The 16,985-nt window shown below is 63.8% G+C and carries 18 protein-coding genes and 1 pseudogene; 8 read left to right on the forward strand and 11 right to left on the reverse strand.

Annotation, left to right across the window (positions count from 1 at the left end; genetic code table 11):
* Positions 1–4: 4 nt before the first annotated feature.
* Entirely contained in the window at positions 5–1,267 is a 1,263-nt protein-coding gene (gene mtaB, locus NYQ88_RS20045; RefSeq protein WP_275652825.1) for a tRNA (N(6)-L-threonylcarbamoyladenosine(37)-C(2))-methylthiotransferase MtaB, read from the reverse strand.
* A complete protein-coding gene (gene dapF, locus NYQ88_RS20050; RefSeq protein ID WP_275652826.1) occupies positions 1,267–2,148 on the reverse strand; it encodes a diaminopimelate epimerase in 882 nt (293 codons plus the stop codon). The genes mtaB and dapF overlap by 1 nt, the downstream gene beginning before the upstream one ends.
* Before the next feature lie 96 nt (positions 2,149–2,244).
* On the opposite strand from dapF, the gene NYQ88_RS20055 reads away from it, so the two are divergent.
* The 3 genes from NYQ88_RS20055 to rpsP all read left to right on the forward strand — a co-directional run bounded on the left by NYQ88_RS20055 (position 2,245) and on the right by rpsP (position 4,894).
* Positions 2,245–2,736 carry a class I SAM-dependent methyltransferase gene (locus tag NYQ88_RS20055; RefSeq protein WP_275652827.1) on the forward strand — a complete coding sequence of 164 codons (492 nt, stop codon included), beginning with the start codon at positions 2,245–2,247 and terminating at the stop codon, positions 2,734–2,736.
* A gap of 175 nt (positions 2,737–2,911) precedes the next feature.
* Positions 2,912–4,495, forward strand: coding sequence for a signal recognition particle protein (ffh, locus tag NYQ88_RS20060; RefSeq protein ID WP_275652828.1), 1,584 nt, complete (start codon positions 2,912–2,914; stop codon positions 4,493–4,495).
* A gap of 36 nt (positions 4,496–4,531) precedes the next feature.
* A complete protein-coding gene (gene rpsP / locus NYQ88_RS20065; RefSeq protein WP_275652829.1) occupies positions 4,532–4,894 on the forward strand; it encodes a 30S ribosomal protein S16 in 363 nt (120 codons plus the stop codon).
* 180 nt (positions 4,895–5,074) lie between these two features.
* Here the strand turns inward: rpsP and NYQ88_RS20070 are convergent, their stop codons facing one another.
* The 6 genes from NYQ88_RS20070 to NYQ88_RS20095 all read right to left on the reverse strand — a co-directional run bounded on the left by NYQ88_RS20070 (position 5,075) and on the right by NYQ88_RS20095 (position 9,769).
* The gene (locus NYQ88_RS20070) at positions 5,075–5,242 is read right to left on the reverse strand and encodes a hypothetical protein (protein WP_275652830.1); all 168 of its coding nucleotides are present in this window, start codon (positions 5,240–5,242) and stop codon (positions 5,075–5,077) included.
* A complete protein-coding gene (locus tag NYQ88_RS20075; protein WP_275652831.1) occupies positions 5,215–5,784 on the reverse strand; it encodes a transposase in 570 nt (189 codons plus the stop codon). The genes NYQ88_RS20070 and NYQ88_RS20075 overlap by 28 nt, the downstream gene beginning before the upstream one ends.
* 443 nt (positions 5,785–6,227) lie before the next feature.
* A complete protein-coding gene (locus NYQ88_RS20080; RefSeq protein ID WP_275652832.1) occupies positions 6,228–8,480 on the reverse strand; it encodes an excinuclease ABC subunit UvrA in 2,253 nt (750 codons plus the stop codon).
* A gap of 84 nt (positions 8,481–8,564) precedes the next feature.
* Positions 8,565–9,002 carry a DUF1801 domain-containing protein gene (locus NYQ88_RS20085; protein ID WP_275652833.1) on the reverse strand — a complete coding sequence of 146 codons (438 nt, stop codon included), beginning with the start codon at positions 9,000–9,002 and terminating at the stop codon, positions 8,565–8,567.
* A 24-nt stretch (positions 9,003–9,026) separates the two neighbouring features.
* Complete coding sequence (locus NYQ88_RS20090) at positions 9,027–9,449, reverse strand: SRPBCC domain-containing protein (protein WP_275652834.1); 423 nt, start codon at positions 9,447–9,449, stop codon at positions 9,027–9,029.
* Complete coding sequence (locus NYQ88_RS20095) at positions 9,446–9,769, reverse strand: metalloregulator ArsR/SmtB family transcription factor (RefSeq protein ID WP_275652835.1); 324 nt, start codon at positions 9,767–9,769, stop codon at positions 9,446–9,448. Before NYQ88_RS20095 ends, NYQ88_RS20090 begins: the two co-directional genes overlap by 4 nt.
* A gap of 258 nt (positions 9,770–10,027) precedes the next feature.
* Here NYQ88_RS20095 and NYQ88_RS20100 point away from each other — a divergent pair, with 258 nt between their 5' ends.
* The 5 genes and pseudogenes from NYQ88_RS20100 to NYQ88_RS20120 form a co-directional block, all read left to right on the forward strand.
* Complete coding sequence (locus NYQ88_RS20100; RefSeq protein WP_275652836.1) at positions 10,028–10,537, forward strand: glucuronosyltransferase; 510 nt, start codon at positions 10,028–10,030, stop codon at positions 10,535–10,537.
* Positions 10,476–10,955 (forward strand): glycosyltransferase, encoded by a 480-nt coding sequence (locus NYQ88_RS20105; protein WP_275652837.1) that lies wholly within the window; start codon positions 10,476–10,478, stop codon positions 10,953–10,955. Before NYQ88_RS20100 ends, NYQ88_RS20105 begins: the two co-directional genes overlap by 62 nt.
* Before the next feature lie 75 nt (positions 10,956–11,030).
* The gene (locus tag NYQ88_RS20110; protein WP_275652838.1) at positions 11,031–11,294 is read left to right on the forward strand and encodes a hypothetical protein; all 264 of its coding nucleotides are present in this window, start codon (positions 11,031–11,033) and stop codon (positions 11,292–11,294) included.
* Positions 11,294–12,226, forward strand: a complete 933-nt coding sequence (locus tag NYQ88_RS20115; protein WP_275652839.1) for a hypothetical protein — start codon at positions 11,294–11,296, stop codon at positions 12,224–12,226. The genes NYQ88_RS20110 and NYQ88_RS20115 overlap by 1 nt, the downstream gene beginning before the upstream one ends.
* Before the next feature lie 2 nt (positions 12,227–12,228).
* Positions 12,229–13,395, forward strand: a pseudogene (locus NYQ88_RS20120) (VpsF family polysaccharide biosynthesis protein); the annotation flags it as partial.
* A 55-nt stretch (positions 13,396–13,450) separates the two neighbouring features.
* On the opposite strand, the gene NYQ88_RS20125 reads toward NYQ88_RS20120, so the two are convergent.
* Genes NYQ88_RS20125 through NYQ88_RS20135 form a run of 3 tightly spaced genes read right to left on the reverse strand, consistent with a single transcriptional unit; the run spans position 13,451 to position 16,954 of the window.
* On the reverse strand, positions 13,451–14,587 hold the full coding sequence (locus tag NYQ88_RS20125; protein ID WP_275652840.1) for a glycosyltransferase family 4 protein: 1,137 nt from the start codon (positions 14,585–14,587) through the stop codon (positions 13,451–13,453).
* Positions 14,584–15,570 carry a glycosyltransferase family A protein gene (locus NYQ88_RS20130; protein ID WP_275652841.1) on the reverse strand — a complete coding sequence of 329 codons (987 nt, stop codon included), beginning with the start codon at positions 15,568–15,570 and terminating at the stop codon, positions 14,584–14,586. Before NYQ88_RS20130 ends, NYQ88_RS20125 begins: the two co-directional genes overlap by 4 nt.
* On the reverse strand, positions 15,560–16,954 hold the full coding sequence (locus tag NYQ88_RS20135; protein ID WP_275652842.1) for a polysaccharide biosynthesis C-terminal domain-containing protein: 1,395 nt from the start codon (positions 16,952–16,954) through the stop codon (positions 15,560–15,562). Before NYQ88_RS20135 ends, NYQ88_RS20130 begins: the two co-directional genes overlap by 11 nt.
* Positions 16,955–16,985: the final 31 nt, after the last annotated feature.

Genomic DNA, 16,985 nt, shown 5'->3' on the forward strand with positions numbered 1-16,985 from the left:
GCGATCATGCCGCGGCCCGCATTTTTTCGCCCACGAGCCCCCTGGCTCCACGCCCGGTGATCGTCACGCTGACGAGATCGCCATGTGTCGTGTCCGGAACGTGTACGGGGACGAATTGTTCAGTCCGTGAAATGCCATTGCGCTCGACCAGCACGCTTTCCTGCCGTCCGATCCGGCTTTCGCACAGTGCGGCAAATTGTTTTTCCCCGGCCGCGCGCAGGAGCGTAGCGCGTTTGCGGGCAGTGCCGGTGTCGACCTGGGGCATGCGCACCGCTGGCGTGCCGGGGCGCGGCGAATAGGGGAAGGCGTGAATATAGGTGAGATTGGCTTCAGTGATGAACGAGAGCGAGTTTTCAAACATCGCCTCCGTCTCGGTGGGGAAGCCGGCGATGATATCGGCGCCAAACACCATGTCCGGCCGCACGGCGCGCAATCTTTCGATCACCCCCAGCGCATCGTCGCGAAGATGGCGGCGCTTCATGCGCTTCAAAATGAGGTCGTCGCCCGACTGCAGGGAGAGATGCAGATGCGGCATGAAGCGCGGATCCGCCGCCGCCTCATAGAGGGCGGGATCGGCTTCGATGCTGTCGATCGAGGAAATGCGCAGGCGCGGCAGGTCTGGCACATGGCGCAGAATGGCCTGGGTGAGCTTGCCGAGGGTCGGGCTGCCGGGAAGGTCGGGACCATAGGAGGTGATGTCCACCCCGGTGAGCACCACTTCCTTATAGCCATTGCCGGCGAGGGTCTTGATCTGGTCGACCACCACGCCCATCGGCACCGAGCGCGAGGGGCCGCGCCCAAAGGGGATGATGCAGAAAGTGCAGCGATGATCGCAGCCATTCTGCACCTGCACGAAGGCGCGGGTGCGCCCGTCCATGCCCTCGATGAGGTGACCTGCGGTTTCCCGCACGCTCATGATGTCGTTGACTTGCACCTTGTCGTTGAGCGGGACGCCCAGGACCATGGGGCGGTAGCTTTCCGCCTTGAGCTTATCGGCATTGCCGATGACGAGGTCCACCTCTTCCATCTCGCCAAAGGTGCGCGCCTCGGTCTGGGCGGCGCAGCCGGTGACGATTATGCGGGCGCTCGGATTGTCCCGCCGCGCCTTGCGCACGGCCTGCTTGGCCTGTTTCACCGCCTCGGCGGTCACTGCGCAGCTATTGATGATGATGGCATTGTCGAGCCCTGCCTTTTCGGCCTCGGACTTCATCACCGTGCCTTCATAGGCGTTGAGCCGACACCCGAATGTCAGGGTTTCGACGGCCATCAGGCGGCCTCGCTGCGCGTCCAGGCGCCGGTCTTGGGGTCGAGCGTGCCGGCCCACTCGAATGCGGCCGGGCCGGTGAGAGTGACATGGTCATTGTCGAGCCATTCGACGATGAGGTCTCCACCGGGCACGGTGACGGTCGCCTTGCGGCCGGTGCGGCGGGTGCGGGCGGCATTGACCAGGGCGGCGCAGGCGGCAGTGCCGCAGGCTTCGGTGAGGCCCGCCCCACGCTCCCAGGTGCGCAGGATGATCTTGTCGCTGGTGATCACATTGGCGATGGAGATATTGGCGCGCTCGGGAAACAGGGGATGGTTTTCGAGCAGCGGCCCAAACCGATCGAGCGCATAGTCCCAAACATCGTCCTTCACCCAGAAGGTGGCGTGCGGGTTGCCGATGGCCATCACCGAGGGGGAATGGAGCACGGGCGCGTCGATCGGCCCGATCTGCAGTTCCACCTGACGGGTGTCGGCAAACTCCTCATTGAGGGGGATTTCGTACCAGGCGAACTTTGGCGTGCCCATATCGACGGTGATCTGCCCGTCTTCGGCCTCTTCGCCAAAGAGAATGCCCGCGATGGTCTGGAAGGTGAACAGCTGCCGGCCCTGCTCGGCGCTCAGCGCCTGCACCACGCAGCGCATGCCATTGCCACAGGCCTGGGCCTGCGAACCGTCCGAATTGATGATCTCGATATAATTGACCGTGCCCGGCGTGCGGCTGTCATGGATGGCCATGATCTGGTCGAACTTGGTTTCGGGGCGTGCATTGATGGCAATGGCCGCCTCGGGGGTGACCCGATCGGTCCGGCCGCGCATATCGGCCACGATGATCTGGTTGCCCAGCCCGTTCATCTTGAAAAAGGGGACGTTGCTCAAAGCCGTCATTCCCGAAAGTCCGCAAGGGGTGCAGGTATTGCGTCCTATATGGCGGATGCGTGTTAAAATTGCCAGTGACGGCTTGCAGCCCCCCCGCCTGCTGACATGATCTGTCCATTTTCCGTTCAGAATGATGTCATGACCCATTCCGTCTCGCCGCGCATTGCCCAAGCCATTGCCGCCCTCCCGCTGCGCCCTGATCTGCGGGTGCTCGAAATCGGCTGCGGGCCTGGCGTCGCGGCGCGCCTTGTCAGCCTCGCGCTGCCGCAGGGTTTTGTTCTCGCCATTGACCGCTCCGAAAAGGCCATTGCACAGGCCCGATCCGGATCAGCCGCCGAATTGGCCTCTGGCCAGCTGGCCTTTCGCTGCGTCGCTGTCGAGGACTTCGTACTCGATCCGAACGAGCAACAATTCGATCTGGCCTTCGCCCTACGGGTAGGGGCGCTCGATGGCCGTCATCCCGAACTCGGGCATCGTGCGCTCGGACGCCTCAAGGCGGCACTGACGCCAGAAGCTAGTCTGCACATCGACGATAGCCCCCCTCTTTATGCGGCCGAACTGCCGGACTTTCTTGACTCGGGGCCTTCATTGCCCTAAACGCGACCCGTTCATCAGGCTTTTGCTCCTGACCCGCCGACCGGGACCCCAGACGGGTACCACGATCCCGGAGGCCAACATCCGCCAGCGCGTTGCGCCCGCGGGTGGGTTTTGCGTTTGGCTGAATTGAACCCTATCTCTTGCGGGATTGGCCCGCGAGCGAAAAGGATGAGAGATGTTTGAGAGCTTAAGCGACCGGCTTGGCAAGATTTTCGATGGACTTCGCGGACGCGGCGCGCTCAACGCTGCCGATGTCGACGCGGCCATGCGCGAAATCCGCCGGGCGCTGATCGAGGCTGACGTCTCGCTCGAAGTCGTCCGCGCCTTTGTCGAGCAGGTCCGCGAACGCGCCGTTGGCGCCGAGGTGACCCGTTCGGTCACGCCGGGCCAGCAGGTCGTCAAGATCGTCAATGACGAGCTGGTGCAGGTGCTCGGCTCCGACGCCGTCACCATCGATCTCAATGCACCCTCGCCTGTCACCCTGCTCATGGTCGGCCTTCAGGGCTCGGGCAAGACGACGACAACGGCAAAGATCGCCAAGCGTCTCAAGGACCGCCAGAAGAAGAAGGTTCTTCTGGCCTCCCTCGATACGCGCCGCCCGGCCGCCATGGAGCAGCTGCGCGTGCTCGGCGAACAGGTCGGCGTCGACACGCTGCCGATCGTGGCCGCCGAAACCCCCGTCGAGATTGCCCGCCGCGCCGAGCGCGAAGGCCGCCTGGGCGGCTATGATGTCCTCATTCTCGATACGGCGGGTCGCACCCATATCGACGAAGAACTGATGGCCGAAACGGTCGCCATCAAGGATATCGCCAATCCGCACGAAATCCTGCTCGTCGTCGACGCGCTGACCGGCCAGGACGCGATCAACGTCGCCCGTTCGTTCGACGGTCGCCTCGATGTCACCGGCATCGTGATGACCCGCGTTGATGGCGATGGTCGCGGCGGCGCTGCGCTCTCCATGCGCGCTGCCACCGGCAAGCCGATCAAGTTGATCGGTGTCGGCGAAAAGATGGATGCGCTCGAGGATTTCCATCCCGGCCGCATCGCCGACCGCATCCTGGGCATGGGCGACATTGTTTCGCTCGTCGAAAAGGCTGCCGAACACGTCACGGCCGAAGACGCGGCCAAGATGGCCAAGAAGCTCAAGAAGGGCTCCTTCGACCTCGACGACCTGCGCGCCCAGCTTATCCAGATGAAGAAGATGGGCGGCATGGGCGGCCTCATGGGCATGCTTCCTGGCGCAGGCCAGATGAAGAAGGCCATGGCCGGCGCCAATGTCGACGAGAAGATCTTTGACCGTCAGGTCGCCATCATCAATTCGATGACGGCCAAGGAGCGCGCCAATCCGGACCTGCTCAATGCGTCCCGCCGCAAGCGCGTTGCCGCTGGCGCGGGTGTTGAAGTTTCGGAAATCAACAAGCTCGCCAAGCAGCACCGCCAGATGGCGGACATGATGAAGAAAGTGTCCAAGGGCGGCATGGGTTCGCTGGCCGGCATGTTCGGCGGCAAGATGGGTGGGATGATGGGCGGCATGCCCGATCTCTCCAAGATGGATCCCAAGCAGCTCGAGCAGATGGCCCGTCAGGCCGGGATCAACCCCGATCAGTTGAAGGGTCTGCCCAGCGTCGATGTGCCGGCGCCCAAGGCCCTGCCGAGCGATGTCAACGCGCTTTTGAAGTCCTCCGGTGGCCCGGTTATCCCCGGCCTTGGCGGCGCTCCCCGTTTCCCTGGCCTTCCGGGCCTGGGCAAGAAGAAATAACCCTTTTACGAAAACCGACAGCCTTAGGAAAACAAGATGTCCCTCAAGATCCGTCTGGCCCGTGGTGGCTCCAAGAAGCGTCCTTTCTACCAGATCGTCATTGCTGACGCCCGTTCGCCGCGCGACGGCCGCTTCATCGAGAAGATCGGCACCTTCAACCCGCTGCTCGCCAAGGATGACGAAAAGCGCGTTGTTCTGAACACCGAACGCGCCCAGCATTGGGTCAGCGTTGGCGCACAGCCGACCGACCGCGTCCTGCGCTTCCTCGATGTTGCCGGTGTCGTCAAGCGCGACGTCCGCAACAACCCCAAGAAGGGCGAGCCCGGCGAGAAGGCCAAGGAACGCGCTGAAGAGAAGGCCGCAAAGGCCGCAGCCGTTGCCGAAGGCGCAGCTGAATAAGATTTGGTGTTGGCTTCGGCCAATCACAGAAAAACCCCGGTGGCGACACCGGGGTTTTTTGTTTTTTGGCACTGAGCTTCGCGCGGCGATCACTGGCCCCCCCCCTGTCGTCATCACCGGGTTTATCCCGGTGATCCAGACGCGGGCGAGATGGATTGCCCGGACAAGCAACCGTGGACATCACTGTTGGAATGCCGGTTCCTGTCGGGCGATGGCGTTGAGGATTGTGATGAGTTTTCTCACCGTTGCGATCATGGCGAGTTTGAAGGGTTTTCCGCGCAGGCGCAGTCTTTGATAGAAGCCGCCGAGAACGGGGTCTTTCACCTTGATGGCGCTGAGCACGGCCATGTAGGCGATATCGCGCAGATGTTTTCGTCCGCCAAGACAGCGGCCGTTGCGATCCGATGCGCCCGATTGGCGGGCATAAGGGGCTCGTCGATGGTATCGAGCTGACTGACAAGGCCGCTCTTTTCCGCAACGATCCGCCGCCGATGGGCTGTGAACGCGCTCAGCCTTTGTCGGATCGGATCAGACACATAAGGGGTCAAGCTGGCGCGCACGGCCTGCAGATAACGCGCGATCAGAGCGGCATCGATCTTGTCGGTTTTGGCCAATTGGCCGATACCCCGCGCGTAACTGCGGATCCGCGCCGGGGCTAGAACATGCACTTCAAGGCCAGCGGCATGCAGGCTCTCGGCCACGCGGGCTTCATAGCCTCCCGAGGCTTCGAGCCCGATGGCCAACGGCCCCAGTCTGGCCAGGCGCTGCGTCAGCTCGGCGAGCGCCTCCGGTCCAGTGCTGCAACGCCAGGATTTGCCAGCGGGATGGGTATGAACGTCCAGATGCGTCTTGGAAACGTCGATGCCAACGAAGAGGGTGTCGTGTATCATGACCTTGCTCCCAGGCTTGTGGTGCGGGCAACAGCCCGATCAACCGTTCGGGGTCAAAGGGAGCAGACAGGGCCTTGCTCGTCCTCGGCTGTGACAAACCAGCCGGACAAAACGGCCTCCTGACTGCATCAGCCGGGATGCGCAACCCGGCTGATGCCACCACTAAAGCACAGATCCTCCACACAAGCCGGGCAATGACGGTGGGGATGGGGCCGGGACTCGATGACTCTTCCGATAGGCCTTCACCCCTCACCCTGACCCTCTCCCCTGAGGGGCGAGGGGACGATGGAGCGGAGAGTCATGAGCGTGCTGCCTCAACCAAACCCTCAGCCCGAACTATGAGCGGGCGGAGAGACCCCTCACCCTGCAATTTTTGCTGAACGCAAAACTTGCTGTCCCTCTCCCTCGAGGGGAGAGGTGCGAAAGAGCCGACGCGCCTCCGCTCAGCCCATCCTTGCCAGATATTGGCCTGTCACCGAACTGCCGGACTTTGCCAGGTCGGCCGGGACGCCTTCGAATTGCACGGCGCCGCCGTCATGGCCGGCGCCGGGGCCGAGATCGATGACCCAGTCGGAGCGGGCGATGACGTCGCGATTGTGCTCGATGACGATGACGGTGGAGCCTGCATCCACCAGCCGGTCGAAAAGGCCGATCAGCGTATCGACGTCGTTCATGTGCAGCCCCGTTGTCGGCTCGTCGAGCACGTAGATATTGCCCTTTTTGCCGAGCTCTGCGGCCAGTTTCAGCCTTTGCCGCTCGCCGCCTGAAAGGGTCGATAGCGGCTGACCGAGGGTCAGATAGCCCAGCCCCACATCGACGAGGCCGCGCAGGATTTTTGCGATCGCGGCCTCGGTGAAGAACCCCGCCGCATCCTCGATGCTCATCTCATAGACATCAGCAATGGATTTGCCGCGCAGCTGGTGGGCGAGGACTTCGGGCACGAAGCGCTTGCCCTCGCAGGTCTCGCAAACCGTCACCATCGGGTCGAGATGGGCCAAATCAGTGAAGATCACTCCCAAGCCATTGCAGTCGGGACAGGCGCCCTTGGAATTGGCCGAAAACAGCGAGGCTTCGACGCCATTGGCCTTGGCGAAGGCCTTTCGAACGCCGTCGAGTATGCCGGTATAGGTGGCGGTATTGGACCGACGTGAGCCACGCGCCAGGTTCTGGTCGATGATGATCGTGTCGGAATAAGCCGTCGGCAGGCAGCCCTGGATGAGGCTGGATTTTCCAGAACCGGCCACGCCGGTGACAGCGGTAAGAACGCCGCGCGGGATGGTGACCGACACATTTTTCAGATTGTTGCGTTGCGCATTCTGGATCCGTAGCGGCTCGCCTTGCGGCTGGCGCACGTTCTCCTTGATCGGCTGGTGCGTGTTCATGTGCCGGCCGGTCAGCGTGCCCGATTGGAGGAGGCCGGCGAAATCGCCCTCATAGACCACCTCGCCGCCTTTCGAGCCGGCCAGTGGCCCCATATCCACGACATGATCGGCAATGGCGATCATGTCGGGCTTGTGCTCGACAATCAGCACCGTATTGCCCTTGTCGCGCAATTGCTGCATCAGCCCGGCCAGCCGACCCACATCATGGGGATGAAGGCCCACCGAGGGCTCGTCGAACACATAGGTGATGTCGGTCAGCGATGAGCCCAGATGCCTCACCATTTTCACCCGCTGGCTCTCCCCGCCCGAAAGCGTGGCGCTCTCCCGGTCGAGGCTGAGATAGCCAAGGCCAATGGTGACAAGATTGTCGAGCCTCGCGCTGAGCGCTGCCAGCATGGGGCGGACTTCACGCGCGTCGATCTCCCGGACGATTTTGGCCAGATCCGAGACCTGCATGGCCGAAAGCTCGGCGATATTATGCGCGCCGATCCGGCTGCCCAGGGCCGCCGCATTGAGGCGGGTGCCGCCGCAGGCCGGGCAAATGGCGCGGGTGAAAATCGCATCATATTCGCGGCGGACATGGGGTTGCAGGCTGTCGGGATCCTTGGCGCCGAGCCCCTTCTTGAGCTTGGTCACCACGCCCTCATAGGTCAGCCCGATCTTGCCGACCTTGACCTTGCGCCCATCGTCGAGGTGGAGAAGTTTTTCCCGCTCCTCGGCAGAATATTGGGCGATAGGCTTGTCCATGTCGAAGAGGCCGGAACTGGCGTAGACCTCCCAATACCAGCTGTCGACGGCATAATCCTTGGGCAGCAGGGCCCCGCCATTGAGCGATTTGGTCTCGTCGATCACTGCCGCCATGTTCATGGCCGCCACCTGCCCGATGCCCTCGCAATCGGGACACATGCCGCGCGGATCATTGTAGGAGTAAAGCCCGGGCGCCCCCAGACGGGGCTGGGCCAGCCGCGAAAACAGCACGCGCAGCATCTGCGCCGTATCGGTCACCGTCGCGACCGTCGAGCGCGAATTGCCGCCCAGGCGCTGCTGGTCGACAATGATGGCAGCCGAGATATTTTCCAGCTGGTCGGCGTCGGGCTGGCCATATTTGGGCATGAACTGCTGCACAAAGGCCGGATAGGTCTCGTTGATCAGCCGCTGGCTTTCCGCCGCTATGGTGCCGAAGACCAGCGAAGATTTGCCCGAGCCGGACACTCCGGTGAAGACGGTGATCTTGCGCTTGGGAATATCGAGCGACACACCCTTGAGATTGTTCTCGCGCGCGCCGCGAATGATAATCGAACCATAATCGGCCATGTGTCCCCTCACTGAATTCTGGGCGACACAATGCCGGCCCGGCCTGCCGCGACGTGTCAGCAGGCCCCATTTCGACAGTGCCGGCTAGGCGCCGACAGCCTTCTTGATCATTTCCACCACGGCCTTTTCCTCCGCGGCGCCCAGTTTCAGCACCGCATAGGAGGTGGGCCACATATTGCCCTCGTCGAGCTTTGCATTGGGGTTGAAGCCGAAGGTGGCATAGCGCTCGGTGAATTTGTCGGCGGCCTTGAAGAAGCACACCGCCTTGCCGTTCTCATCGGCCCAGGCCGGCATGCCATACCAGGTTTTTGGCGAGAGGCCGGGCGCATGGGTGGTAATCAACTCATGCAGCTTTTCGGCTATTCTGCGGTCGGACGCTTCCATCTCCTCGACCTTGGCGCGCAGATCGGCGAGGCCATCGGCCTTCTTGCCTTTCCTGCGCTCCTTCTTGGCCGCCTGCATGGCTTCCCGTTCGGCATCGGAAAAGACGCCGTCGTCCTGGTCTTTGGAATTCTGGGCCATCACAAATCTCCTTGTCGGGTGACATCAGTCGAGTGTGGAGACGAGGCTGTCGAGCCTCGCGAAAAACTGCTTCCAGGAGGCCAGCGCCCCCTTGTAGGCGCGGTCCTGGTCGATGCGGAAACCGGCCTGCTCCATGCGCAGACGCGTGCCCGTGGCGATGGGTTCGAGGGTGAAGGTGACGGTGCTCTCGAGACCGAAGGCCGACCAGCTATAGGCAAGCGTGGAATAGGGCTCGAGCGTCAGCACCTCGCAGTCGATCACCACCTTCACCTCCGGACTGGGCTGGCGGCGAAAGGTGAACTTGTGCCCCATTTCGGGCAGGAAATCGGTCGCCATCAACCATTCCTCGAGCAGATGCGGCTGCGTCAGGGCGCGCCAGATCTTTTCGGGCGGATGGGCGATGTCGCGCTCGACGATTGCGGTGCGTATCTCCGGCGCCTCGTTCATTGGTCCATCCGCTCCAGCAGGTTTTCGAGCGCATCGAAGCGCTTTTCCCAGAAGCCAGTCATTTCCACGGTCCAGTCGCGCAGCGGCGCCAGCGCCATGGGCAAGGCGCTATAGTGGGTCTGGCGGCCCTGCTGCCGGTCGCGCACGAGCCCGGCCTGCTTGAGCACGCCGAGATGCTTTGACACCGCAGGCTGCGAAATGCCCGCCTCGGCGGTCAAAGCGCCAACCGTCAGTTCGCCGTCGCGGCAGAGGCGCTCGAAGAGGGCGCGCCGGGTCGGATCGGCGAGCGATCGAAAGAGGGTTTCAGTGGGCTCGGGCATAAACTCATAACTCAATGGCTATGATTTATTCATAACCACAGAGGCATGAGTCAGTCAAGCATCTTGGGCAAGTTGTGTCCCGGCCTCACACGAATCCCGGGTGCATCAACTGTTTGCATGGCCGAACAAAGAACAGCGCCAACGTCGATCACATAAGTATTATTGCTTAATTATTAACTTGATTTACTGAATTGACCGCAGATAGCTTTAGTCGATCAGCGTATTCCCGCATGCCGGCAGGGCAATAGGGGGCTTCAGTTGTGCAAGCGTATTCTGGTTGTTACTTCGGGTGGCGGACACTGGGCTGAATTTCGCCGTATCGCCCCGGCCCTTGAGGGCATGGACGTCAGCTTCGCCAGTGTCCGGTCCGAATATGGGAAAGAGGTGGCGGGGCGCCCCTATTATCTCGTGCCCGACTTTCATCGCAAAAAGCTTTGGGGCCTGCCCCACGCCATGGTGGCGACCACACGCCTCGTGCTGAAGCTGCGGCCCGACGTGGTCATCTCCACCGGCGCGGCTCCCGGGCTTCTCGCCCTGGCGGCAGCGAAGTGGCTGACCGGCGCCCGCACCATCTGGATTGACAGTCTCGCCAATGCCGACAGCTTTCCGGGTCAGGGGAATGGGCGCGCCTCGTCGCCGATGTCTGGCTCACCCAATGGGGGCATCTGGCCCGTGACAGCGGCCCGCAATTCTGGGGGGCCGTGGTATGATCCTTGTCACGATAGGCGCGCTGCTGCCGTTCGATCGGCTCATTGCCGTGATGGATGAATGGGCGGCACGGCATCCGCAGATCGAGCTTTTTGCCCAGATCGGCGACGGGCGCTATGTGCCGCGCAACATGCCCTATTTGCGGATGGAGGATAGGGCGGGCTTTCTCCAGCGGCTCAACAGGGCCTCGCTGGTGGTGGCGCATGCCGGCATCGGCACGATCCTTGACGCCACAGCGCTGGGCAAGCCCATGGTGCTCATGCCGCGCCTCGCCAGATGGGGTGAACACACGACCGACCACCAGACCCAGACCGTGGGCCATCTCGGGGGGCGGCCCGGCATCGCCATCTGCCAGCGCGGCAGCGATATGTCGGGCTGCATCCGGGCCGTGCGCGGGACCTCGAGCCGACCCGCGGATTTTTCCGATGTGGCGCCGGCAGATTTCATCGCCCGGCTGCGGCAGGCCCTGCTCGCTTAGGCCGCCTATGCCGCTTGTCCCCGACGGGCGCGGTGCTCCTAGACTTCACCTCGATCAACCGAGGATTATTTTGCCATGCCAGACCGTTTCCAGACGCACGCCCCAGGCCTCGAGGCACCCGCCAGCCACGGCTTTGCCGTCACCCCAAGCGACAGCGACGCGCTGAGCGAGGTGACACGCGCCCTTTATGTCGGCGGCGCGGGCGCCGTGGCCGTGGTGCTGGCTTCCGGCGCCAGCGTGACAATCTCCGGCATTGCCGGTGGCACCATCCTTCCGCTGCGCGTCGGCCAGGTCAAGGCGACCGGGACCACGGCAACAAGCCTTGTGGGTCTGCTCTGATGCTGGGGCTTGGCCTCGGCACCAGCCGTCCGCAAGCCGTCCAGTGGTGGCCGGCGGCGGCGGATTTTGCCGCCGACTTCATCGCCCGGCGCTATCGGCTTGGCGGAAACGCCATCCCGGCGGCGGATGCTTATGCGTTTTCCCGCACGGGCAAGAAATGGGCCCGCCGCGCCGATGGCTCCTGGGCGGAATTCGACACAAATGTGCCGGCGATCACCGATCTCGGGCTCAGCATCGAGCCGGCCGGCACCAATCTCGCCACGCCTGGACCATCGGGCGCGGCCGTGGGCACAATCGGGGCCGGCGGGAGCCTGCCGACCGGCTGGGTGGCCAATGGCGCGCTGGCCACCCAGATCGTTTCCCTGGGCACGCTGCTCGGCCTGCCCGCGGTGCGCCTGCGCATCTCGGGCACGGCGGCCTCGACCTTCTACGAAATCGGCTTCACGCCATCCATGATGGGGATCGACGCGTCAAAACCCTATGCGGCATCGATCTTTGCCCAGTGCCACACCGAAGTCGTGCCGCTTGTCGAACTGCGCCAGGGCAATTCGAGCGATAGTTTTGTGGCGGTCAATTCCCTGAGCCCGGCGCTCAGCGCCACGGCACGGCGATCCGAGCTGAACCTCACCACCCAAGCGACAACCGCGCGCGGAAAACTACGCCTCGCGCTCAATCTGACCGTCGGCACGAGCTATCTCGTCGAAGTCACCATTGCCTGCCCGCAGCTGGAAACCGGGGCGGCGCCGAGCTCGCCGCTGCTCGCCGCGCGCAGTGCCGATGGATTTGATCTCCACCTGCCCGCGGGTGCGCATGAGCTCGACTGTGTGCTCGACAATGGTTCGAGCACGAGCCTCAGTGCCAGCGAAACGCCGTACCGGCTTCCGACAACGATCGCTCGGCCGATACGAAGCATTGCGGCAGAGCCCGCATGAGCATGGGCGCGGCGTCAGTCCCGACCATAAGGGCTGTGCGGCCGCGCCCCGTCTTTGCAGTGCTCTCCCAGATAGTCCTCGTCGCGGCGGTGCCGGCGGCCTTTATCGGCTCGCCGGCCCTGCTTTTTGCGCTGGGCATCAATTACGCCGGCGCGGGCGGCAATCCGCTCGAGAAAATCCACATCGCCACGGTGCTGGCGCTGGTAGCGCTCGGCTTTTCAGTGCTGCCCGACGGGCGGATGCAGTTTTCGCGTTTGTCGCCGTCGGTGTTCGTCTGGCTGATCAGCCTCATCGGCTTTGCCAGCGGCCAATTGCTGGTGCTGGGCCGCCCGCTCTCGGGGCTGGTCGTGACGTTTCTCACCCCTGTGCTGCTGCTCTATCTTGTCGGCGAGGCGCGGCCGAGTGCGTTGCGGACGCTGCGCCGCCTCGTGCTTTTACTGCTGCTGGCCAATTCACTCGTCGGGCTGGTGGAGGTCGCGACCGACGAGGCTCTGCTGCCACGCGTGGCGGGCAACTTCGAGATTGAAAGCGATGGGCGAGCGCTCGGCCTTGTCGGCAATCCGCTGATGGCAGGCTTTCTGGCGGGCATCGGCGTGCTTCATCTGGTTATCGGAGGCGCCACGAGGGGTTTTCGGCGTTTCGCGCCTGTCGAGATCCTTGTCCACGGCGCGGCGCTGCTTGCATTTGGCGGGCGGCTGGCTCTGGTGGCCACAGTGCTTCTCCTCGTTGCCTTCGTGCTCTTTGACACGCGCGCATTTGCACAAAGGCCAGTCGGGCAACGTGTGGCGCTGCGCGGTTTTCTCTTGCTGGGCCTTCTCGCGTGTGGGTTGGCAGGGCTAACCGCAGGCCTCGCCGACGACATCCTCGTCCGGATGGCCGATGACGGCGGCAGCGCCGCAACGCGCTGGGCGGCCCTGACGCTCGCCGCTCAGCTGCCGCCCGAGGCCTTGCTGTTTGGCCTACCGCCGGGCCCGCGCGCCGACATGCTGGCGGCCTTCGACACGCCGTTCGGGATAGAGATCACCTGGATCGGCTGGCTGGTCGACTATGGCATCATCATTGCGCTGGTGTTGCTGGCGGCGCTGGCGCTGATCCTCCGCGCCTGCCTCGTCGGGGCCGACCGCGTGCATTTTTACATGACCGCCTATTTTCTCATCTGCATCAGCGGCGCGCAGGGGCTGGGCGCAAAATCGCTGCTGCTGGCGTGGATGGTGATCCTGCTGCTCACCCTGCGCTGGGACCATAGGTCAGCGCCGCGCACCGCTGCCAGCTCAGGGCCACGGCCCGTGCCCGCGCGCCTTGGCCAAGCCGGGTTCGGAGGTCCGGATCCGTTACCAGTCGCCCCAGGGCTTCGGCCAATGCCGCCGGATCCTCGATTGGCACCACGATCCCGCTGATGCCGTCTTCGACCACTTCAGCGACGCCGCCCACATCGCCTGCGACGAGCGGCAGGCCCTGCGAGCCGGCCTCGAGCAGGACGAGACCAAAGCCTTCCACCTTGCCGTCGGCAGGCCCGCCGGGGAGGCAGAAAATATCGCTGGCGGCGCAAAGCGCCATTACCCCTGCGCGGTCGAGATCACGGAGGCGCAGGATTTGAACTGCCGATGCTTCCATCGCGGCTTCCAGTTCGCTCCTGTAATCCGCCTCGCAATCGGGGCCGGCGATGACATAGGTCAGGCGCTGCTGCAGGTTTTGCGGCAGACGGTCGAGGGCCGCGATGGCCGTCAGATGCCCCTTGCGCCGGGTGACGCGGGCAAGCGTGAGGACAATGAGGCGGTCGGGCGGCAGGCCGAGTTTTTCTAGCAGGCCCGGCGTACGCCGGTGCACCAGCCAATCGGCGCCGACCCCGAGGTGGACTATTTCCGTCTGCCCCTGCGGCACAGCGGGGAAATTCTGGCGGAAGAGATCACGGGTGAACTGGCTGATCGCGAGCACCCGGACATCGCCGCGAAAAACACCGCAGGCCGAAATTGCTGCCCGACGCATCGGGTGGGCCATATCCGCGATTTCTGACCCACAGAGCGTGTACAAACGTGGCAGATGCCGCGCCATCAGCGCCGCCGGCAGGAAGAAGGGCCAGTCGATGGCGTGGACGACATCATATTGCTTCGCGTGCACCAGCCGCCTCACAAGCGCGATCTTGGCCGGAAGGTTTTTCGCCCGATGCGGCCCGCCGGGATAGCGGATGATTTCATAGGGATAATTTGCGTGGTCGGTGGCTTTGTGGTCGCCGCCATAGTCGGGCGCGGCCAGCACGATTTCGTGCCCAAGTTCAGTGGCGGCGCGCGCCAGTTCGGCGGCATAGGTGCCGATGCCGCCGACGAAGGGCGGGAACTCGCTGGTGAGCGCCAGTATCTTCATGCGCCAACCCCCGGCCAGAGACGTTTCAGCAGGGGTAGTGGCGCAAGGACTAGCACTTGGGCTGACGCGCAGAGCCGCAGGCGACGCCGGGGCGAGAGGCCGGGGAAGGTAGCCGCTTTTGCCATCAGTGCGCCGAAGATGTGAAAGGCGGACCTTGCGGGCAGCACGTCGCGTTCCCCCATGCGGCGCAGCGCCAGCGCGCTGCGCAGATGATAGGGCGACAGATATTTTGCGGGGGCGTCCAGCCCCGGATTTTCGCCGCGTGCGAGGAAAATTCCGCGTCGCTGCCAAAGCACGTTTTCGACGTTGTGGCGCAGCGCTTTGCGGCTCCAGCCGGGACGCGAAACATTGGCGTCGTGTATCCGATAGACGCCCAGGACACCATCCAGCGCCACCACCCGACCGGAAAACGGCGCCGAGCAAATGAGAAAGCCGTCAAAGAAATGTCGACGATCGTCTGGTGACAGCAGGCCGAACATTTTTCGGCAATGGACGGCGCTGAACGCATTGCCGGAGGTCGGGGCGCTGGGAAACTCGCCGTGGCGGAGCACATGTTCCTGGTGCCCATGGGTGAGGAGCGCCTGCTCCGGCAATCGTCCGATATTTCTCCCGTCAGATGTCCGCTTTTCGAGGGCGAACTGATAGAGCGCGATGTCCGGCGCATAGCTTGCAGCGATGGCGGCGGCGGCCCCGGGCAGCAGCCAATCATCAGCATCGAGAAAGAGCATGATTTCTCCGTGCGCTGCGGCCAACCCGGATATGGCCGCGCCGGTCTGGCCCTGATTGGGCTGAAGGATCGCGGTCACCCTGGCAAAGCCTGCGATCACCGCGCGGGAGTGATCGGTGGAGCCGTCGTCGACCACGATGACCTCGGTCGCGCTATAGGTCTGGTCCAGCGCCGTGCGGATCGCGGTGCCGAGATAGGCCGCGTAGTTATGGTTGGTGATGATGATGGAGATCAGCGGTCGGCCATCATCCGCCATGGGGAGCCGCCTCTGTGGGCCGGGACTGCAGCGCCCAGAGGGTGATCGGCGCGGACACGGCAATCGCTACGGCGAGACGGATGCCGGAGGAAGCGTCGGGGAGCAGGATCAGCGCGCCCGCACAGGTGGTGGCTACCGTGATTGGCGGGGACACGATCCGGGTGATCGCGGCCCAGCCGAACGTCAGGGTCATATGCGGCCGCGCTTGCCAGAAGCTCACCGACAGCACCGTGACCGCGCCCGTCACAAAACCGATTGCCGCGCCAACGCCGCCCCATGCCGGCACCAGGCACAGCGCCATGCCGACCGCCACGGCGGCCCCGGCGCTGAGGCCGATCATCTGCCGCCAGTATTGGCCGTCGATGAGAAGGACATTGTCGGTGAGGCCGCTCTTGAGATTGAGCGCCAGAGCACCGAAGCCGATGATCGGCAAGAGGGTGACGGCCTCCTCGCGAAATTCTTCGGGCAGGAGCAGCGCGGAGAGATCGTGGCGCATCAGCACAAGGCCGACATATCCGGCGAGCAGCAGGCCGATCAGCAGCCGCGCCTGTTGACCCAGACGCTGCCGGTCCCCGCGGGCACGCGCCGCCACCAGCGCCGGGAAGCCGCCGGCGTTGACGGCATTGGTGGCGATATCAAAGCCCTGTCGTCCCAGCGCATAGCTTGTGGCGTAGGGGGCAATTGCAGAAGGCGAGGCGAGCGCGCCGAGGGCGAAGCGGTCGATCGAGCCGATGAGAAAGTTGAGGGCCGCGAGCCCGATCAGCTGCGGCGCCATTGCGATCATGTCCGGCAAGGCGTGGTGATCGTCGGTGCCGGCGATGAGGTCGCGCGCCAGCCAAAGCGCGGCAAGGCCCGTCGCGCCTGTTATCGCCGCGAGGAGCGCAGCGATTTCGATCCAGTCGGCGCCCGCGAACATTGCCCAGATCGCCAGCGGGGCCATCAACAGCCCGCGTGTCCCTTCGAGCACAGCATGGCGTCTGGCCCGGCCAGCCATCTGCAACAGCACCAGCCCGCATTTAAAAAGGGAGAGCGCCAGAACCGAGGCGGTGACCACACCAATAAAGGCCGCAGCCGATGGCCCCACGACCAGGATGCCGATGATTGCGACGAGGAGCGCAGGGGCGACAATCCCGGCCAGCCAGCACGAAAAACAGAGCCGCGCTGTCGCCTGCGAAATTTTCCCGGACTCAGCGCCATCGCGCAGCATGAAGATGCGCAGCCAGTTGAGAAAAATCCCTTCGGCGAGCTCGGCGGTCAGCAGCGCGAGGGCAAGCAGCCCGGTGGAGGTCGGAACGAGCAGATGCGCCGCGCCGATGAGCACGGCAAAGCCGGCAAGCCGCGCCAAAATCACGGCCGGCAAATAGGTCAGCAACTGCCCCAGCATGTTCCCGCCTGAACGAGAATTGTCACATCAA

The sequence above is a fragment of the Devosia sp. SD17-2 genome (genome assembly GCF_029201565.1).
Lineage (GTDB): Bacteria > Pseudomonadota > Alphaproteobacteria > Rhizobiales > Devosiaceae > Devosia.